The sequence below is a fragment of the Luteimonas sp. A277 genome, from assembly GCF_054052045.1.
On the sequence record NZ_JBSVRG010000004.1, the window covers coordinates 1 to 16,457 of the forward strand.

The 16,457-nt window shown below is 67.6% G+C and carries 16 protein-coding genes and 4 tRNA genes; 6 read left to right on the top strand and 14 right to left on the bottom strand.

Features of this window, described 5'->3' with window-relative positions:
* The 12 genes from ACW7G2_RS04925 to ACW7G2_RS04980 form a co-directional block, all read right to left on the bottom strand.
* Positions 1–732 (bottom strand): elongation factor Tu (locus tag ACW7G2_RS04925; protein WP_456973337.1); only part of this gene is annotated, 732 nt, incomplete at its 3' end.
* A gap of 73 nt (positions 733–805) precedes the next feature.
* Positions 806–881 (bottom strand) — tRNA-Thr (locus ACW7G2_RS04930).
* 56 nt (positions 882–937) lie between these two features.
* Positions 938–1,011, bottom strand: a tRNA-Gly gene (locus ACW7G2_RS04935).
* 16 nt (positions 1,012–1,027) lie between these two features.
* Positions 1,028–1,113: transfer RNA gene (locus ACW7G2_RS04940), tRNA-Tyr, on the bottom strand.
* Between the two features lie 169 nt (positions 1,114–1,282).
* A complete protein-coding gene (ychF, locus tag ACW7G2_RS04945) occupies positions 1,283–2,374 on the bottom strand; it encodes a redox-regulated ATPase YchF (RefSeq protein WP_456973339.1) in 1,092 nt (363 codons plus the stop codon).
* A 7-nt stretch (positions 2,375–2,381) separates the two neighbouring features.
* Positions 2,382–2,963, bottom strand: coding sequence for an aminoacyl-tRNA hydrolase (gene pth / locus ACW7G2_RS04950; protein ID WP_456973341.1), 582 nt, complete (start codon positions 2,961–2,963; stop codon positions 2,382–2,384).
* Between the two features lie 51 nt (positions 2,964–3,014).
* A complete protein-coding gene (locus tag ACW7G2_RS04955; protein WP_456973343.1) occupies positions 3,015–3,689 on the bottom strand; it encodes a 50S ribosomal protein L25/general stress protein Ctc in 675 nt (224 codons plus the stop codon).
* A gap of 80 nt (positions 3,690–3,769) precedes the next feature.
* Positions 3,770–4,729: a ribose-phosphate diphosphokinase gene (locus tag ACW7G2_RS04960; protein WP_456973345.1), complete on the bottom strand. Its 960-nt coding sequence runs from the start codon at positions 4,727–4,729 to the stop codon at positions 3,770–3,772.
* Between the two features lie 45 nt (positions 4,730–4,774).
* Positions 4,775–4,851, bottom strand: a tRNA-Gln gene (locus tag ACW7G2_RS04965).
* Positions 4,814–5,722 carry a 4-(cytidine 5'-diphospho)-2-C-methyl-D-erythritol kinase gene (gene ispE / locus ACW7G2_RS04970; RefSeq protein WP_456973347.1) on the bottom strand — a complete coding sequence of 303 codons (909 nt, stop codon included), beginning with the start codon at positions 5,720–5,722 and terminating at the stop codon, positions 4,814–4,816. Before ispE ends, ACW7G2_RS04965 begins: the two co-directional genes overlap by 38 nt.
* 2 nt (positions 5,723–5,724) lie before the next feature.
* Positions 5,725–6,399 (bottom strand): lipoprotein insertase outer membrane protein LolB, encoded by a 675-nt coding sequence (gene lolB / locus ACW7G2_RS04975; protein WP_456973349.1) that lies wholly within the window; start codon positions 6,397–6,399, stop codon positions 5,725–5,727.
* The gene (locus tag ACW7G2_RS04980; protein ID WP_456973351.1) at positions 6,396–8,120 is read right to left on the bottom strand and encodes a tetratricopeptide repeat protein; all 1,725 of its coding nucleotides are present in this window, start codon (positions 8,118–8,120) and stop codon (positions 6,396–6,398) included. The genes lolB and ACW7G2_RS04980 overlap by 4 nt, the downstream gene beginning before the upstream one ends.
* 79 nt (positions 8,121–8,199) lie before the next feature.
* Here ACW7G2_RS04980 and hemA point away from each other — a divergent pair, with 79 nt between their 5' ends.
* The 6 genes from hemA to ACW7G2_RS05010 all read left to right on the top strand — a co-directional run bounded on the left by hemA (position 8,200) and on the right by ACW7G2_RS05010 (position 14,530).
* Entirely contained in the window at positions 8,200–9,474 is a 1,275-nt protein-coding gene (gene hemA / locus ACW7G2_RS04985; protein WP_456973353.1) for a glutamyl-tRNA reductase, read from the top strand.
* Positions 9,452–10,540, top strand: a complete 1,089-nt coding sequence (gene prfA / locus ACW7G2_RS04990) for a peptide chain release factor 1 (protein WP_456973355.1) — start codon at positions 9,452–9,454, stop codon at positions 10,538–10,540. The genes hemA and prfA overlap by 23 nt, the downstream gene beginning before the upstream one ends.
* 2 nt (positions 10,541–10,542) lie before the next feature.
* Positions 10,543–12,264 carry an O-linked N-acetylglucosamine transferase, SPINDLY family protein gene (locus ACW7G2_RS04995; protein WP_456973357.1) on the top strand — a complete coding sequence of 574 codons (1,722 nt, stop codon included), beginning with the start codon at positions 10,543–10,545 and terminating at the stop codon, positions 12,262–12,264.
* A complete protein-coding gene (gene moaB, locus ACW7G2_RS05000; RefSeq protein ID WP_456973359.1) occupies positions 12,261–12,779 on the top strand; it encodes a molybdenum cofactor biosynthesis protein B in 519 nt (172 codons plus the stop codon). The genes ACW7G2_RS04995 and moaB overlap by 4 nt, the downstream gene beginning before the upstream one ends.
* Before the next feature lie 210 nt (positions 12,780–12,989).
* The gene (locus ACW7G2_RS05005) at positions 12,990–13,283 is read left to right on the top strand and encodes a hypothetical protein (RefSeq protein ID WP_456973361.1); all 294 of its coding nucleotides are present in this window, start codon (positions 12,990–12,992) and stop codon (positions 13,281–13,283) included.
* Positions 13,284–13,420: 137 nt separating this feature from the next.
* Complete coding sequence (locus ACW7G2_RS05010) at positions 13,421–14,530, top strand: alkene reductase (protein ID WP_456973363.1); 1,110 nt, start codon at positions 13,421–13,423, stop codon at positions 14,528–14,530.
* A 21-nt stretch (positions 14,531–14,551) separates the two neighbouring features.
* Here ACW7G2_RS05010 and ACW7G2_RS05015 read toward each other — a convergent pair whose 3' ends face one another.
* A complete protein-coding gene (locus ACW7G2_RS05015) occupies positions 14,552–15,142 on the bottom strand; it encodes a redoxin domain-containing protein (RefSeq protein WP_456973365.1) in 591 nt (196 codons plus the stop codon).
* Positions 15,139–16,407: a YihY family inner membrane protein gene (locus ACW7G2_RS05020; RefSeq protein ID WP_456973367.1), complete on the bottom strand. Its 1,269-nt coding sequence runs from the start codon at positions 16,405–16,407 to the stop codon at positions 15,139–15,141. Before ACW7G2_RS05020 ends, ACW7G2_RS05015 begins: the two co-directional genes overlap by 4 nt.
* Between the last annotated feature and the right edge of the window lie 50 nt (positions 16,408–16,457).

Sequence of the window (16,457 nt, forward strand, 5' to 3'; positions counted from 1 at the left end):
GTTGTCACCGACCTTGATGATGCCGCGCTCGATACGCCCGGTCACCACGGTGCCGCGGCCGGAAATCGAAAACACGTCTTCCACCGGCATCAGGAAGTCCTTGTCGATGTCGCGCTCGGGCTCCGGAATCCAGGTGTCCAGCGCCTCCACCAGCTTCAGGATCGCCGGCACGCCGATCTCGGACTGGTCACCTTCCAGCGCCTTGAGCGCCGAACCGGTGATGATCGGGGTGTCGTCGCCCGGGAACTCGTACTTGTCCAGCAGCTCGCGGACTTCCATCTCCACCAGCTCCAGCAGCTCGGCGTCGTCCACCATGTCGGCCTTGTTCAGGAACACGACGATGTAGGGAACGCCCACCTGGCGGGCCAGCAGGATGTGCTCGCGAGTCTGCGGCATCGGGCCGTCAGCGGCCGAGCACACCAGGATCGCGCCGTCCATCTGCGCAGCACCGGTGATCATGTTCTTCACATAGTCCGCGTGACCCGGGCAGTCCACGTGGGCGTAGTGACGGGTCTCCGACTCGTACTCCACGTGCGAGGTCGAGATCGTGATGCCACGGGCCTTTTCTTCCGGAGCGCGGTCAATCGCGTCGTACGCGCTGAAATCACCGCCGAAACGTTCCGCGCCCACCTTCGTCAGCGCCGCCGTCAGCGTCGTCTTGCCGTGGTCAACGTGACCGATCGTGCCCACGTTCACGTGGGGCTTGGTGCGCTCGAACTTGTCCTTAGCCATGGTTGCGTATCTCGTCGGAACTGGAATGGATGTGGGGAACCGCGCGCACCCCCTGCCGGGGGTGCTTGTGATGTGGTGCTCACGAATGGAATCGAACCATCGACCTCCTCCTTACCAAGGAGGTGCTCTACCGACTGAGCTACGTGAGCGTATTGAACCTGGTTGTCTTGCCTGCCTGAGAATCCTGCAACCGCGGGTAGATCAATGGAGCGGGAGACGGGAATCGAACCCGCACCATCAGCTTGGAAGGCTGAGGTTCTACCGTTGAACTACTCCCGCGCCGCGTGATGCATCGTGGTGGAGGGAGGTGGATTCGAACCACCGAAGGCGTAAGCCAGCAGATTTACAGTCTGCCCCCGTTGGCCGCTTGGGTATCCCTCCGGTCGACATTTCTCGTAGCCGGTGAAACAGCCCGTAATTTTCACCATAAAGCGGGCCGTTGTCAACGCATGAAATTCATTTCCCCGAAAAACCTTGTTTCAGCACGCTGCGGAAGCCTCCGGGGGGAGGCACCATGCCTGTTCAGGCCACTGAATGCAATAGCGGCGGCTCAGACGTTGAACCGGAAGTGCAGCACGTCCCCTTCCTTCACCCGGTATTCCTTGCCCTCCAGCCGCAGCCGCCCGGCCTCGCGGGCCCCGGCCTCGCCTCGATAGCGGATGAAGTCGTCGAAAGCGATGGTTTCAGCGCGGATGAAGCCTTTTTCGAAGTCCGTATGGATCACTCCGGCGGCCTGCGGCGCAGTGGCGCCACCCTTGACCGTCCACGCGCGAACCTCCTTCACGCCGGCGGTGAAATAGGTCTGCAGGCCCAGCAGCTGATAGGCGGCGCGGATGACACGGTTCAGGCCCGGCTCCTCCAGCCCCAGGTCGGCCAGGAACTCACCCCGGTCGGCTTCGTCCAGCTGGGCCAGCTCCTCTTCGATCACCGCCGACACCGGCACCACTTCGGCGCCCTCGGCCTCGGCCCGGGCACGCACGGCGTCCACGTGGGGATTGTCGATGAATCCGTCCTCGAGCACGTTCAGCACGTACATGACCGGCTTGAGGGTCAGCAGGAACAGGTCGCGGACCAGCTCGCGTTCGTCTTCGTCCAGACCGATCGCCCGTGCCGGGGTGCCGTCCGACAGCGCCTTGTAGAGCTGATCGAGCACCGGCATGCGCGCGATGGCGTCCTTGTCGCCGCCCTTGGCCGCCCGCTCGGCGCGCTGGCGCGCCTTTTCCACCGACTCCAGGTCGGCCAGGGCCAGCTCGGTGTCGATGGTCTCGATGTCCGAGATCGGATCCACCTTGCCCGCCACGTGAACAATGTCCCCGTGCTCGAAGCAGCGCACCACGTGGGCGATCGCATCGACCTCGCGGATATGGGCCAGGAACTTGTTGCCCAGGCCCTCGCCGCTGGAGGCACCGGCCACCAGGCCGGCGATATCAACGAACTCGATCACCGTTGGCAGCACCTTCTGCGGATTGATGATCTCCGCCAGCTGCTGCAGGCGCGGGTCCGGCACCGGCACCACGCCCACGTTGGGCTCGATGGTGCAGAACGGGAAGTTGGCCGCGGCGATCCCCGCCTTGGTCAGCGCATTGAACAGGGTCGACTTGCCGACGTTCGGCAGGCCGACGATGCCGCATTTGATGCCCATGTGAGTTCTAGTCCGTGCGTGTATGGAGCCGGGTCATGGCGTCCATGAAGTTGCCCTGCGCGGCCAGTGGCAGCGCATCCAGGGCGCTGTCGATCGCCCGCGCAATCAGAATGTCGTCCTCGGCCGAGGGACGCCCGAGCACCCAGGGGGTGACCATGTCCTTGTGTCCCGGATGACCGATGCCGATGCGCAGCCGGTGGAACCGGCCGTGACCGAGCAGGCGCATGGTGTCGCGCAGCCCGTTCTGGCCGCCGTGGCCGCCATCGAACTTGAGCCGTGCAGTGCCCACGGGAAGGTCCAGCTCATCGTGCGCCAATAGCGCCTGCTCCGGATCAATTTTCCAGAACTGCAGCGCGGCAAGCACTGATTTGCCGGACAGGTTCATGAAGGTCGCCGGCCTCAGCAGCCGTACCGGCTCACCGCCCAACTGGACCTGCGCGGTCTCACCGAACAGCTTGGCGTCCAGCCGGAAGCGCTCACCGGCACGCTCGGCGAGCGTATCCAGAAAGCGGAACCCGGCGTTGTGCCGGGTCCGTGCATATTCCGGGCCGGGATTGCCCAGCCCGACGATAAGACGCAGTCCTGCCATCGTAAAAACGCAGACCTGCCGCGCCCGATGGGGACGCGGCAGGCAGTGCGCTTACTCGTCCTTCTTGTCGGCTTCGTCGGAAACCTTGGCTGCCGGCACGTCGGCGGACGGCTCCTCGCCTTCTGCCGGCTCTTCCTCGACTTCGACGCGGGCCGGACGCGCGGTCACGATCGCATCGTCGTGATCCTTGCCCAAGGCCAGCTGCGGAATCTCGACGCCCTCGGGCAGCTTGATGTCCGACAGGTAGAGGGTGTCGCCCAGAACCAGCGCCGACAGGTCCACCTCGATCGAACCAGGCAGGTTCTTCGGCAGGCACTCGACTGTGACCTCCCTGAGTTCGTGGCTGACCAGCACGTCGGCCAGCTTGCCAGCCGGGGAGACTTCCTCGTTGATGAAGTTCAGCGGCACCGAGGTGCGCAGCGTCTCGCCGGCGGTCACGCGCTGGAAGTCCAGGTGCAGGATCTGCTGCTTGTACGGATGGCGCTGCATGTCACGCAGCAGCACCGGCTGCACGTCATCGTTGAGGCTCAGGTCCAGGATCGACGAGTAGAACCACTCGTGCTCGCTGGCCAACAGCACATCGTTGTGGCTGAGCTGGATATTGACCGGCGGCAGATCGCCACCGTAGACAATTGCAGGCACCTGGCCGCTGTGGCGAAGGCGGCGGCTCGCACCCTTCCCTTCGTCCTCGCGGCGCTGGACCTTGATTACCTGTGAAATGGGCATGTTTTCTTACTACCTTGGTTGATGAGCCGCCTCACGGCAGCCTGGATGACTCTTCCGCGACCAGAAGAGCCTGGATTGGTTCAGTCCACGTAGAGCGAGCTGACCGACTCGCCGAACGCGATCCTGCGGATGGTTTCGCCCAGCAGCTCGGCGACGCTGAGCTGGCGGATGCGATCGCAGGCCTCGGCGGCCTCCGACAGCGGGATGGTATCGGTGACCACCAGCTCGTCGAGCTGGGAGTTGTTGATGTTGCTGATCGCGGCCCCGGACAGCACCGGATGGGTGCAGTAGGCCACGACTTTCCTGGCGCCGTTTTCCTTCAGCGCCGCGGCCGCGGCACACAGGGTGCCGGCGGTGTCGATGATGTCGTCCACCAGCACGCAGGTCTTGCCGCGCACGTCGCCGATGATGTTCATCACCGTGGCCACGTTGGCGCGCGGACGGCGCTTGTCGATGATTGCCAGGTCGGCGTCGTCCAGGCGCTTGGCGATCGCCCTGGCCCGCACCACGCCGCCAACATCCGGGCTGACCACCACCATGTTGTCGGTGCCGTGCGCGCGCCAGATGTCGGCCAGCAGCAGCGGCGAGGCATAGACGTTGTCCACCGGGATATCAAAAAACCCCTGGATCTGGTCGGCATGCAGGTCGATGGTCAGCACCCGGGCGGTGCCGACCGCACCGATCATCTTGGCCGCCACCTTGGCCGTGATCGGCACTCGCGACGAACGCAAGCGGCGGTCCTGGCGGGCATATCCGAAGTACGGGATCACCGCCGTCACGCTGGCGGCCGAGGCGCGGGTCAGCGCGTCCACCAGCACCAGCAGTTCAACCAGGTGCTCGGCGGCGGGCGCGCAGGTGGACTGCAGCACGAATACTTCCTGCCGGCGCACGTTCTCCTCGATCTCGACCTGCACTTCGCCGTCGGAGAACTTCGACACCAGCGCCTTGCCCTGGCGCGCGCCCAGCTGGCGACACACGGCCTGGGTCAGCGGCCGGTTGGCGTTGCCGGAGAAGATCAGGATGTTGCGATCTTCTTTCATGTGATGTGTGCGCATTGGTGATTGCCGTGACGGAAGGTGCCGGAATGGCAGGGGCGGCAGGATTCGAACCTGCGGATGCCGGGATCAAAACCCGGTGCCTTGGACCTCTTGGCGACGCCCCTGTGGAACCGTATTTTCAAGTGCCTGATACAGCGTGGACCGCGCCATGCCTTCCGCCACCCAGGCCCTGAGGCCGGCTGGCAGCGCGGCGCGCGCCGCTTCGGCGGCCTCGCAGGTTGCGAATTCGACGAAACAGCCGCTGCCCGTCCCGGTCAAGCGCGGTGAGCCGACGCGCGCCAGCTCGGCGAACACGGAATCGATGACCGGTTCGCGGCGGCGCAGCACCGGCTCGAACGCATTGCCGAGCGGAGCTCCCGAAACAAAGTCCGCTATTGTCGCGGGCTGGGCATTGCGCGTCAATTCTGGAGTCTGGAACAGCTCCGCGGTTCCCACCCGCACCCCTGGATCCACCAGCAGATACCAGGCTGGCGGCAGCTCCAGCGGCGTCAGCCGCTCGCCCACCCCCTCGGCCCAGGCACTGTGGCCGCGCACGAATACCGGCACATCCGCGCCCAGTTGCAGGCCCAAAGCCGCCAGCCCGGGCGTATCCATGCGGGTGTTCCACAGCCGGTCCAGCACCATCAGCACGGTGGCGGCGTTGGACGATCCCCCGCCAAAGCCGCCGCCCATGGGAATGCGCTTGTCCACGGCGATATCGGCGCCCTGCCCGGTGCCGCTGGCCTGCTGCAGCATCCGCGCGGCACGCAGCAGCAGGTTGGAATCATCGGAAACGCCGGCCAGCCCGGGGCCGTGCATCCGGACAAGACCGTCCGGACGCGGACGCAGAAACACCGTATCGCCCCAGTCGAGGAGCCGGAATGCGGTCTGCAGGCAGTGGTAGCCGTCCCCACGCCTGCCGGTGATGCGCAGGAAGAGATTCAGCTTGGCCGGCGCCGGCCAGCGGCTCCAGCCGTCCCCGTCAGGCCCGCCCATGCTCAGCTTCCACCGGGCGCAGGCGCGCCCAGCGACCACTCGTCAACCATCAGACGCACCCGGGCCTGGCCGCGCTCGGCGTCGATCCGGGCCGGCAATGCCGTTGCCTCTGCGCCCGGCCCCTCCGGCGGCTGCCAGCGCACATAATCAATCGTCCAGCCGCCCTGGCGGATCCGCACCAGCCGTCCTTCGGCGGAAAACTCCAGCTGCGCGGCCCCGAATGTGGCCTGATCAGCGCGGGTTCCGGCAGCCCACGCCGCCAGCGCAGCAATGGGAACCTCCATGCCAGTTGCCTCGTACAGCAGCTCCATCGGATCCGGCCCCTGCAGCGGCCCGCCGTCCAGGCCATCGATGCGGGCACCGCCAGGGCCGGCGGACAGGCTCCAGCCCTGGCGCGTGATTGGCGCCCTGAGCATGACCCGGTATTCCCGCTCCGCCTGCCACCACTCCAGCCGCCCACTGCCGCCGTCGCTGCCGTTGGAAAGCGCCACCCGTCCGCTGAAGGCCACCGGACCAGCAGCAGCCAGCAGCGCCTCACGGGCGGACACCCGAGCCTGGGCGGCGGCCAGCGCAGGCCCGGACAGCAGCGCTGAATCCGGCGCGCGTACGGGCTGGCTCACGCAGCCGGCGAGCGCGAGCGCAGCAAGCAGAGCCAGCAACCGACCCGCTGCAATCACAGCTCCACTCCCGTCAATTCCAGCGATCTCAGCAGGGCCCGGTTTTCAGGGTCAAGCTCATGCGCCTTTTCGAAGAATTCCCGCGCCTCGTCGCGCCGCCCGAGCACCCACAGCACCTGGCCCACGTGCGCGGCCACCTCGGCTTCGCGCAGCATCGACCAGGCCCGGCGCAGCTCCACCAGCGCCTCTTCGTGCCGGCCCAGCTGGTACAGGACCCAGCCGTAGCTGTCGATGATATGGGCGTTGCCCGGCTCCGCCAGGCGTGCGCGATCAATCAGGGCCAACGCCTCCTCGTAGCGCTCGGTGCGGTCGGCCAGGGTGTATCCCAGCGCGTTGAGCGCGTGCACGTTCTCCGGCTCGGCCACCAGCAGCCGGCGCAGGTCGGCCTCCGCCCGGTCGATGTCGTCGCGCCGCTCCCACGTCAGCGCGCGTGCGTAGAGCAGCGCGCCCTCGTCCGGCCAGATGGCCAGGCCGCGGGCGTAGACATCCAGCTCACCCGGCGCGTCGCCGGCCTCACGCCGCAGCTCGGCCTCCATGAGGTAGGAGTCCCGGTGCAGGTCTTCGTCGATGGAGGCGTCGGCCTGCAGCGCGCGTAGTTCGGCAAAGGCGTCCTCGCGGCGATCGAGGTCGAACAGGGCCTTGGCTGCGCGCAGCCTGGCGATATCCCTCTGCACTCCGCCGGGAACGCTGCGGTACCACTCCAGCGCCTGGCCTGGACGCTCCATGTATTCGGCCAGCTGACCGAGCAGCAGGCGCCAGCCCGGATGCGGGGCGTCGGCGCGCGCGGCCAGCTCGTCGTACAGCTCTTCCAGGCGCTCGCTGTCTTCGGCCCGCACCAGCAGGGAGGCGCGCATGGCGTAGCTGCGCTCGTCCTGCGGCCCCATGGCCATCACCCGCGCGGCGGACTCCAGTTCCTCAAGCTGCTCATACTGGGCGGCGATCGCCAGCCGCAGCTCGGGCGACTGCAGCGCCTGGGCTTCGATCCGCTCCAGCGCCTCCCGCGCGGCCTCTTCATCGCCTCCCTCCCTGGCCTGGGCTGCACGCAGCAGGGCCACGCGCGGCTCGTCCGGGAAACGCCGCACCACTTCTGTGACGATGCGACTGGACAGCTTTTCGTCGCCAAAGCGCTGGGCCAGCCCGCCAAACCCCAGCCAGGCGCGAAAATCGTCGGGCACGGCGTCGGCATCCAGCAGCCGCCCCAGGATCCGCGCCGAAGCCTGCTGGTCGCGGGTGCCCGTGCCCAAGGCGCCCACGGCATAGCCCCAGGCGCGTGGATCAGGATCTCGCAGCAGGCGCTCCAGCTCCCGGCGCGCGCGCCGGTCACGTCCGGTACGCAGCAACCAGCTGGCCTGGGCCGAGCGCATGGACAGGCTTTCCGGCGCCAGCGCCCGCCACTGCTGCAGCGCCTCGCCCAGCAGGACGTCGTCGTTCTCCACCAGTGCCACCTGCACCGCCCTCTCCACCAGGGCGGCGTCGCCCCCTGCGGCGTCGGATGCCTGGAGGAACCAGCGCACGGCTTCGTTCAGCTTCCCCGCACGCAGCGAGAACTCGGCCGCCATGGTGGCACCGACGGCATCGCCAACCTCAGCGGGAGCCGGCTCCTGTGCACTCGCAGCGACTGGCAACACCAGGGCCGCAGCCAGCAACCAGCTGCGCAAAACAGGACCGATCAGCCCCCGGCCACGGACTGGAAGGCGGTGTTTGGCATATGGAACAGGCATTGCGGGCGGGCGGGCCGTAAAATAGGGGAATCGGAAGCAAGCTTATAGCAAGCCACTGAACGGACCAGACACCAGCAACATGAGCATCATCGCCCTGGGCATCAATCACCGGAGCGCCCCCATCGCCCTGCGCGAACGGGTGGCATTCTCCGGCGATGCGCTGTCCATTGCGCTGGCCCAGATGCGCGCTCTGCCCTCGGTGCGGGAAGCCGCCCTGCTCTCCACCTGCAACCGCACCGAGCTGTATGCGGTGGCTGAAGACGGGGGCGAATCCCTGGTCGACTGGCTGGGCAGCGTGCCCGGCGGCGCCGGCGATCTGCGCGCCTACCTGTACCACCATCAGGGGAACGACGCGGTGCGGCACCTGTTCCGGGTGGCCACCGGGCTGGATTCACTGGTGCTGGGCGAGCCGCAGATCCTGGGCCAGGTGAAGGAAGCCTGGACCATCGCACGCGGCGCCAAGTCACTCGGCAGCCAGCTCGACCGCCTGTTCCAGCAGGCTTTCGTGACTGCCAAGCGGGCGCGCACCGAGACCCGGATCGGCAACAGCCCGGTATCGGTGGCTTCGGTCGCGGTGCGGCTGGCGGAAGAGTCCTTCGCCCGGCTGGATGAATCGAGCGTGCTGCTGGTGGGCGCCGGCGAGACCATCGAACTGGCAGCCCGGCACCTGTCCCAAGCCAAGGTGAAGCGGCTGATGGTGGCCAACCGCACCCTCGCCCACGCCCAGGACCTGGCCTCCCGCCACGGCGGCGTGGCGCTGCCGCTGGCCGAAATCGACCGCCACCTGGCCCAGGCCGACGTGGTGTTCTCCGCCACTGCCAGCCGCGAGCCGGTGCTGCGCCACGACCAGGTGGAAGCGGCCCTGAAGGCCCGACGGCACCGGCCGATGCTGCTGCTGGACCTGGCGGTACCGCGCGACATCGCGCCCGAAGTGGCCAACCTGAAGGACGCCTACCTCTACACGGTGGATGACCTGGAACGCTCGGTGGAGGACAACCGCCGCAACCGGCGCGAAGCGGCCGAGGCCGCAGAAGCGATCGTGGAGCTGCAGGTGGCGCGCTTTTCCGAAACGCTGGCCGTCAGCCACATGACCGGCCCGCTGCGCCGGCTGCGCGCACACGGGGAAAGGGCGCGCGAGGACGTCCTGGAACGGGCCCGTCGCCAACTGGCCGCCGGCCAGGATCCGGAGCAGGTGATCGAACGCCTCGCCCACACCCTGACCAACCGCCTGCTCCATGCGCCCACCGCCGCGGTGCGCGAGACCGCCCGCAGCGGCAACACCGAGCTGGCCCACGCCCTCGACCGAATCCTCACTTCCGAACGCACACGCGATGCTTCCGACCCTGCGCCATAAGCTGGAGGCGCTGGCCGAGCGTCGTGATGAACTCGAACGCCTGCTTGCCGATCCTGACGTGGCCGGCGACCAGGCCCGGTTCCGCGCCTATTCCCGGGAATTTTCGCAGCTGGAGCCGCTGGCGGTCGCGCTGGCCGATGAAGTGCGTGCGCGCGCCGACCTGGCCGAAGCCGAGACAATGCGTCGCGATCCCGAGCTGGGCGAGCTCGCCGAGGAGGAAATTGCCAGCGCAAGCGCCCGGCTGGAGGAGCTGAACCGCGTGCTGCTGGGCCTGCTGGTGCCGCGCGACGCGCGTGACGACGGCGACCTGTACCTGGAAATCCGCGCCGGCACCGGCGGCGACGAAGCCGCCATCTTCGCCGGCGACCTGCTGCGCATGTATACCCGCTATGCCGAAAACCGTGGCTGGCGGCTGGAAGTCGAATCAGCCAACCAGGGCGAGCACGGCGGATTCCGCGAGGTGATTGCCCGCATCGAAGGCGAAAGCGCCTACGCGAGGCTCAAGTTCGAGTCCGGCACCCACCGCGTGCAGCGCGTGCCGGAAACCGAATCCCAGGGCCGGATCCACACCTCGGCCGCCACCGTGGCCATCATCCCGGTCGAAGACGAGACCGAACCGGTTGAACTCAACCCTGCCGACCTGCGGGTGGATACCTTCCGTTCCTCCGGCGCCGGCGGCCAGCACGTGAACAAGACCGACTCGGCCATCCGCATCACCCACTTGCCCAGCGGAGTGGTGGTGGAATCGCAGACCGAGCGCTCCCAGCACGCCAACCGCGACAAGGCCATGAAGCGGCTGAAGGCGATGCTGGCCGAGGCCGAAGCCACCCGCCGTGCCGCCGCCACCGCCCACACCCGCAAGCTGCAGGTGGGCAGCGGCGACCGCAGCCAGCGCATCCGCACCTACAACTACCCGCAGGGCCGGATCACCGATCACCGGGTGGAAGGCCTGACCGTCTACGACCTGTCCAATGTGCTGGAGGGCGGCCTGGACGGGCTGATCGACCGGCTGGCCAGTGAGCACCAGGCCGAAGAGCTGGCGCAGATGGCCGCGTCCGGCGGCTGAGCATGCACAAGCCCGCCAACGATCCACGCCAGCAGGCCCGTCTTGCTGTGCAACGCGAACCCGGCAACGCAATGGCCTGGATCATGCTGTCGGATGTGGAGCTGGAGGCAGGCGATGCCCGCACCGGGACCGCAGCCGCGCAACGTGCCCTGCAGCTGGCGCCCGCTCATCCAGAGGCGCTGGCGCGGCTTGGGCGCGGCCAATGGATGCTTGGCCAACACGCCGCTGCCGCCGACAGCCTGCGCGCTGCCGCGCGACAGGCCCCACAGCATCCGGGCATTGCCGTGTGGCTGGCGCACGTACTGGAAGACACCGGTGAGGCCGAAGCAGCCAGCGAAAGTTACGCGCGAGCCCATGCGCTGCTTCCCGACCATCCGCAGATCGCCGCCTACCTGCTGGCATGGCGCCGGCGCCTGTGCGACTGGCGCGATCTGGATCGCCTTTCCCGGCAGGTGCGCGAAGCGGTAGCGGCCGGACAGGGAGCAATCGAACCCTTCGCCTTCCTCAGCGAAGACTCCACGCCCGCCGAACAGCTCTCGTGTGCACGCCTGCGGGCGCGTGAGGTGGCCGCTCGGGTCGCGCCGCTGCCGCCGGCGCCCCCACGCAGCGGCGGTCCATTGCGACTGGGCTTCCTCTCCAATGGCTTTGGCGCGCACCCGACCGGGCTGCTGACCGTTGCATTCTTTGAGGCGCTCGCCTCCCGGGGGGACTCCCATATCCACCTGTTCGCCCTCAACAGCGACGATGGCAGCGCGATTCGCCAGCGCCTGGCAGCCGCCGCCCGGGTGCACGATGTGTCCGCCCAGCCGCACGCTGCCGTTGCGGCGCAGATCCGCCAGGCCGGCATCGACGTCCTGTTCGACCTGCGTGGCTGGGGTGGCGGAGGTCGCCCGGAGGTACTGGCGATGCGCCCGGCTCCGGTCCAGGTGAACTGGCTGGCCTATCCCGGAACCTCGGGCGCTCCATGGATTGACTACGTGCTGGCTGATCCGGTGGTGCTGCCGGATGACCTGGCGCCGCATTTCTCCGAAGCGGTGGTGCGGCTGCCCCGCTGTTTCCAGCCATCCGATACGCGCAGGCAGGTCCCGCCGCCGCCCCCGCGCGATGAATGCGGGCTGCCCGCTGAAGGCACGGTGCTGTGCTGCTTCAACAACAGCTACAAGATCAATCCGGCTTCGTTCGCCCGGTTCCTGGATATTCTCCGCGGTGTGCCGGACAGCGTCCTGTGGCTGCTGTCCGGCCCCGGCGAGGCCGATGCCCGGTTGTGCAAGGCCGCGGGCAATGCAGGAATCGATCCATCCCGGCTGGTTTTCATGGCCAAGCAGCCACAGGCCCGCTACCTGGCGCGGCTGCAGCTTGCCGACCTGTTCCTGGACTGCAATCCGTACAACGCCCACACCACCGCGTCGGACGCACTCTGGGCCGGCTGTCCGGTGCTGACCCGGCCGGGCACCACCTTCGCCTCGCGGGTGGCCGCCAGCCTGAACCATCACGTGGGCATGGGACACATGAACATGGCCGACGACGACGCCTTTATCGCCCGTGCTATTGAGCTGGGGAATGACCGCCAGCAGCTGGCGTCCGTGCGTGCTGAGCTCAATGTGCTGCGTTCCCGCGCCGGCCTGTTCGACATGGATGCCTTTGCCGTGGACTTCCTCGCCGCAGCAACGCGCATGCAACAGCGGTTCCCCACCGCGCCTCCGACCGGTAGCCTTGAGCCATGAACGCAAACGATCAATCCACTCCCCTTTCCATCTGCGTGCTGACCGTTTCCGACAGCCGCACCCCTGAAACCGATACTTCCGGCGACTGGCTGGTCCAGGCCCTGCAGGCAGAAAGCCATCGCCTGGCCGACCGTGCCCTGCTGCCCGACAACCGCTACCTGCTGCGGGCCAAAGTGTCGCAGTGGATCGTCGATGAAGCGGTGGACGGCATCATCGTGACCGGCGGGACCGGCTTTACCGGGCGCGATTCCACCCCGGAGGCCCTGCTGCCGCTGCTGGACAAGGAAATGCCGGGCTTCGGCGAGCTGTTCCGCGCGCTTTCGTACGAAGAGATCGGCACCTCCGCCCTGCAGTCGCGCGCGTTCGCGGGCGTGGCCAACGGCACCTTCCTGTTCTGCCTGCCGGGCTCCACTTCCGCGTGCCGCACCGGCTGGGAAAAGATCATCCGCGACCAGCTGGATGCACGCACCGGACCCTGCAACCTGTCCACGCTCCGGCCCCGCCTGAAGGAATAGGCCATCAGGCTGGCAGCCGCCCGGGACAGCGCAACGCAGCGGCACCAGTGGTACCGACTGGCGCTGGCCTGCCTACTGCTGCTTTCCCTGTCCGGCCAACGTGCCCAGGCGCAGGAAGAGGATGGATCCCACGGCGAGGGCATCGCCGGTGCCACTCAGACTGAGCCGGAAGACCCGTCCGCCGCGGTCACCAACTTCGACACCGTCCGCGTGGTCGGCAAGCGCCCGGAGTGGGTTGATCCGTTCGCATTCCGGCCCCTGTTTGATCCGGACGCCAACACGTTTCAGCGCCACTGGAACGAGCCACCAAGCGTGGAGGATGTGTCCCTCAGCGGAGGCTACATCCTGCTGGGCATCAACTACGGCCTGCTGAAAGCCGCCGAAGCGGTGACCAGGCTTCCGGGATGGAAGCATCAGGTGCAGCCTGCAACTGCCCGACCACCGCCGCTGGATGCCGCGCAGGCGGAGCGCGCCGCGCGCCTGCGCGATGCACAGGACCCTTGATCCATGGCCCGGGTGTTGACGGTCCTGCCCCACGACGCCTGACGCGGCGGGACCTTGCGTTCCATCAGTCAGCGCCACAAGCCGGGCCAGACCCCGTAAATTGGGCCCATCTGTTACCAATTCCCGGGATCCGCCCAATGTCCACACTGTTCAAGAGCTTCGACCTGCACGGGCTGCCGCTGCGAAACCGCATCGTGATGGCGCCGATGACCCGTTCGCGCGCGCCAAGCACGGTGCCCGATGCCCTGACCGCCACCTACTACGGCCAGCGCGCGAGCGCCGGCCTGATCATCACCGAGGGCGCCCAGGTGTCCGAACAGGCCCGTGGGTATCTGTTCACGCCCGGAATGCACTCCACCGCGCAGGTGCAGGGCTGGAAGGCCGTGACCGCCGCCGTGCACGAGCGCGGCGGCGCCATCTTCGCCCAGCTCTGGCACGTGGGCCGTGTGGCGCACTGTTCGGTGCAGCCCTACGAGCGCGCGCCGGTGGCGCCAGTAGCGGTGGCGGCGAAGGATGTGAACGCTTTCGGTTACCGCGAAGACGGCACCCCGGGGCAAATGCCGGTGAGCACGCCGCGAGCGCTGCGAACCGATGAGATGCCCGGGATCATTGGCGACTTCGTGACCGCGGCACGCAACGCGATCGAGGCCGGATTCGACGGCATCGAGATCCACGGTGCCAACGGCTACCTGTTCGAACAGTTCATCAATGGCGGCCTCAACACCCGCGACGACCGCTATGGCGGCCCTGATATCGACAACCGCCTGCGCCTGTTGCTGGAGACCGTCGATGCCGTCTCCGCGGCCATCGGCGCCAACAGGACCGGCGTGCGGGTGTCTCCGTTCAACCGGATTTTCGACATGCCCGCCTTCGACGGCGAGTCGGACACCTGGATGGCGCTGGCCCGCGAGCTTGAGCAGCGCAAGCTGGCCTACGTGCACCTGAGCAACCGCGGCAGCGTGCTGGCCAATGCCGGACGCGACTTCCTGAAGGAGTTCCGCGCCGCCTGCGGGGGCACCTTCATCATCGCCGGCAACTACGACCGGGCTGGTGCCGAGGCCGACCTGCGCGACGGGTTCGGTGACATGGTCGCCTTCGGCCGTCCGTTCATCTCCAACCCGGACCTGGTCGATCGCCTGCGCAACGGCTGGCCGCTGGCCGACGCCGACGAGGGCAGTTTCTACGGCGGCGGGGCGGCGGGCTACACCGACTACCCGGCGTTCGAAGAAGAGCCGGCAACCGCGTAGCGGAAGGTTCGGGGGCCGGTTTTACCCCACCGGCTCCGAGGCCTCTCCTGCCAGCGCCGGTCCACCCGCTTCGGCGATCGCGGCCTCGATGTCACGTGCGCTGATCGGCCCCAGGAACTGCCTGGCCACGCTGCCATCGGGGGCGATCAGGTAAGTCATGGGCAGTCCCCGCGGCGTGTCGAAGTCCGACGGCGGATCGTAGACGTCGATGATCGCGATCGGATAGGTCACCGGATACTGCTCGAGAAAGCCGCGCAGCGCATCCTCCTCGATGTCCTCATAGGCCAGCCCCACCACCTCGATGTGCTCGCGCATGCTGGCCAGCGCCGAGAGCTCGGGCATTTCCTCGCGGCACGGCGCGCACCAGGTGGCCCAGAAATTCACCACCACCCACTTGCCCCGATGGTCGGCCAGGTCGTACTGCGCTCCGTCAAGGGTCTGCAGCTGCAGCGTAGGCACGGTGGGTGCCCGGCTTTCGCCCGGTTCCTCTGAAACCGTCGCCGCCGGCGACTCCGGTGTGGCGACCGGATCAGCCGGCGATGAGTCTTCACGCTGGCAGGCGGCCAACACCGCGCAGGCCAGGATCAGGGCCAGCAGGTAGCGCTTCTTCATGTGTCCTCCCTGGGAAAGTCATACAGGCTGCCGACCCTGCGCCTGAGGTGCTCGCGCAGGGGCAGGCGAAGCTCGTCCACTGCGGCTGCCGCGGCTGCGCCCAGCGCATCGTCGCGGCATGGCAGGCGTGCCTCGGAGATTGGCACGCGCAGCTGGCAGGCTTCGTAAAGTTCGGCCAGGGTCAGGTCATCCAGATCCCGCGCCAACAGCCATTCACCGGTTTCGGCGCGCATGACCAGGCCGATCTCCGTCAGCTGCCCCAGCATCTGCTGCACCAGGCTGTCGGTCAGGCACGGTTCCAGCGCCTGCAACTCGTCGCTGTGCAATCCCTTCCCGTCGCGCCGCGCTTGGGCAAAGCGGCCCAGCAGACGCAACAGTCCGTACATTTCATAGCCTTCCGGCAGGCGCATGGCCGCCGGCTGGTAGCGGAATGCCGAAACCGAGGCGGCAAACGAAGCGCCCAGCAGCACCGACACCCACGCCATGTAGATCCACAGCAGCAGGATCGGGAAGAACGCCACCTGGCCGTAGATGCGCTCGTAGGCATCGAAACTGCCCAGATAAAACGCCATCAGGCGCTTGAGGACCTCCAGCAGCAGCGCGGCCAGCAGCGCGCCGGCGAAGGCATGGCGCCATTTGACCGTGCGGTGCGGCACCACCCGGTAGATGGTGGCAAACGCCAGCAGCTCGATGACGAACGGCGCCAGCCCCACCAGATTGCGCTGCAGCCACGCGCCCGACACGGTGCGGAAGATGTCCAAAGCGAACACGCTGGTCACCACCGCGATCGACGCGCTGGCCACCAGCGCGCCCAAGGTCAGCACCGTCCAGTACACCAGGAAGCGGGAGATCTGCGGGCGTGCCGCCTTCACCCGCCAGATCCGGTTGAAGCTGGTTTCCACGCCCTGCAGGGTGATCAGCACCGTCACTACCAGGGTGATGACGCCGACCGCGGTGAGCTGGCCGGTATTGGCCGAGAACTGCAGCAGGTAGGATTCCACCGCCTGCGCTGCGCTGGGAACGAAGTTGGTGAAGATGAAGTCCTGCAGCACCGCGCTCCACTGCTCGAACACCGGAAACGCCGACAGCACGCCGAAGATGACGATCGAAAGCGGCACCAGGGCCAATACCGTGGTGAACGACAGCGCGCCGGCGGCTTCAAGCAGCCGGTCGTCGAAGAACCGCCGCCCCAGGAAACGCACGAAGGAACGCGCGCGTGCGCGGTCAGCCAGGCGGTCCTTCCAGTGGTACGTCGATGCTCCCATCGCAGCGAGATTACCCGAAGACAGCGCGACATCCGGTGGCGGCGTACCGG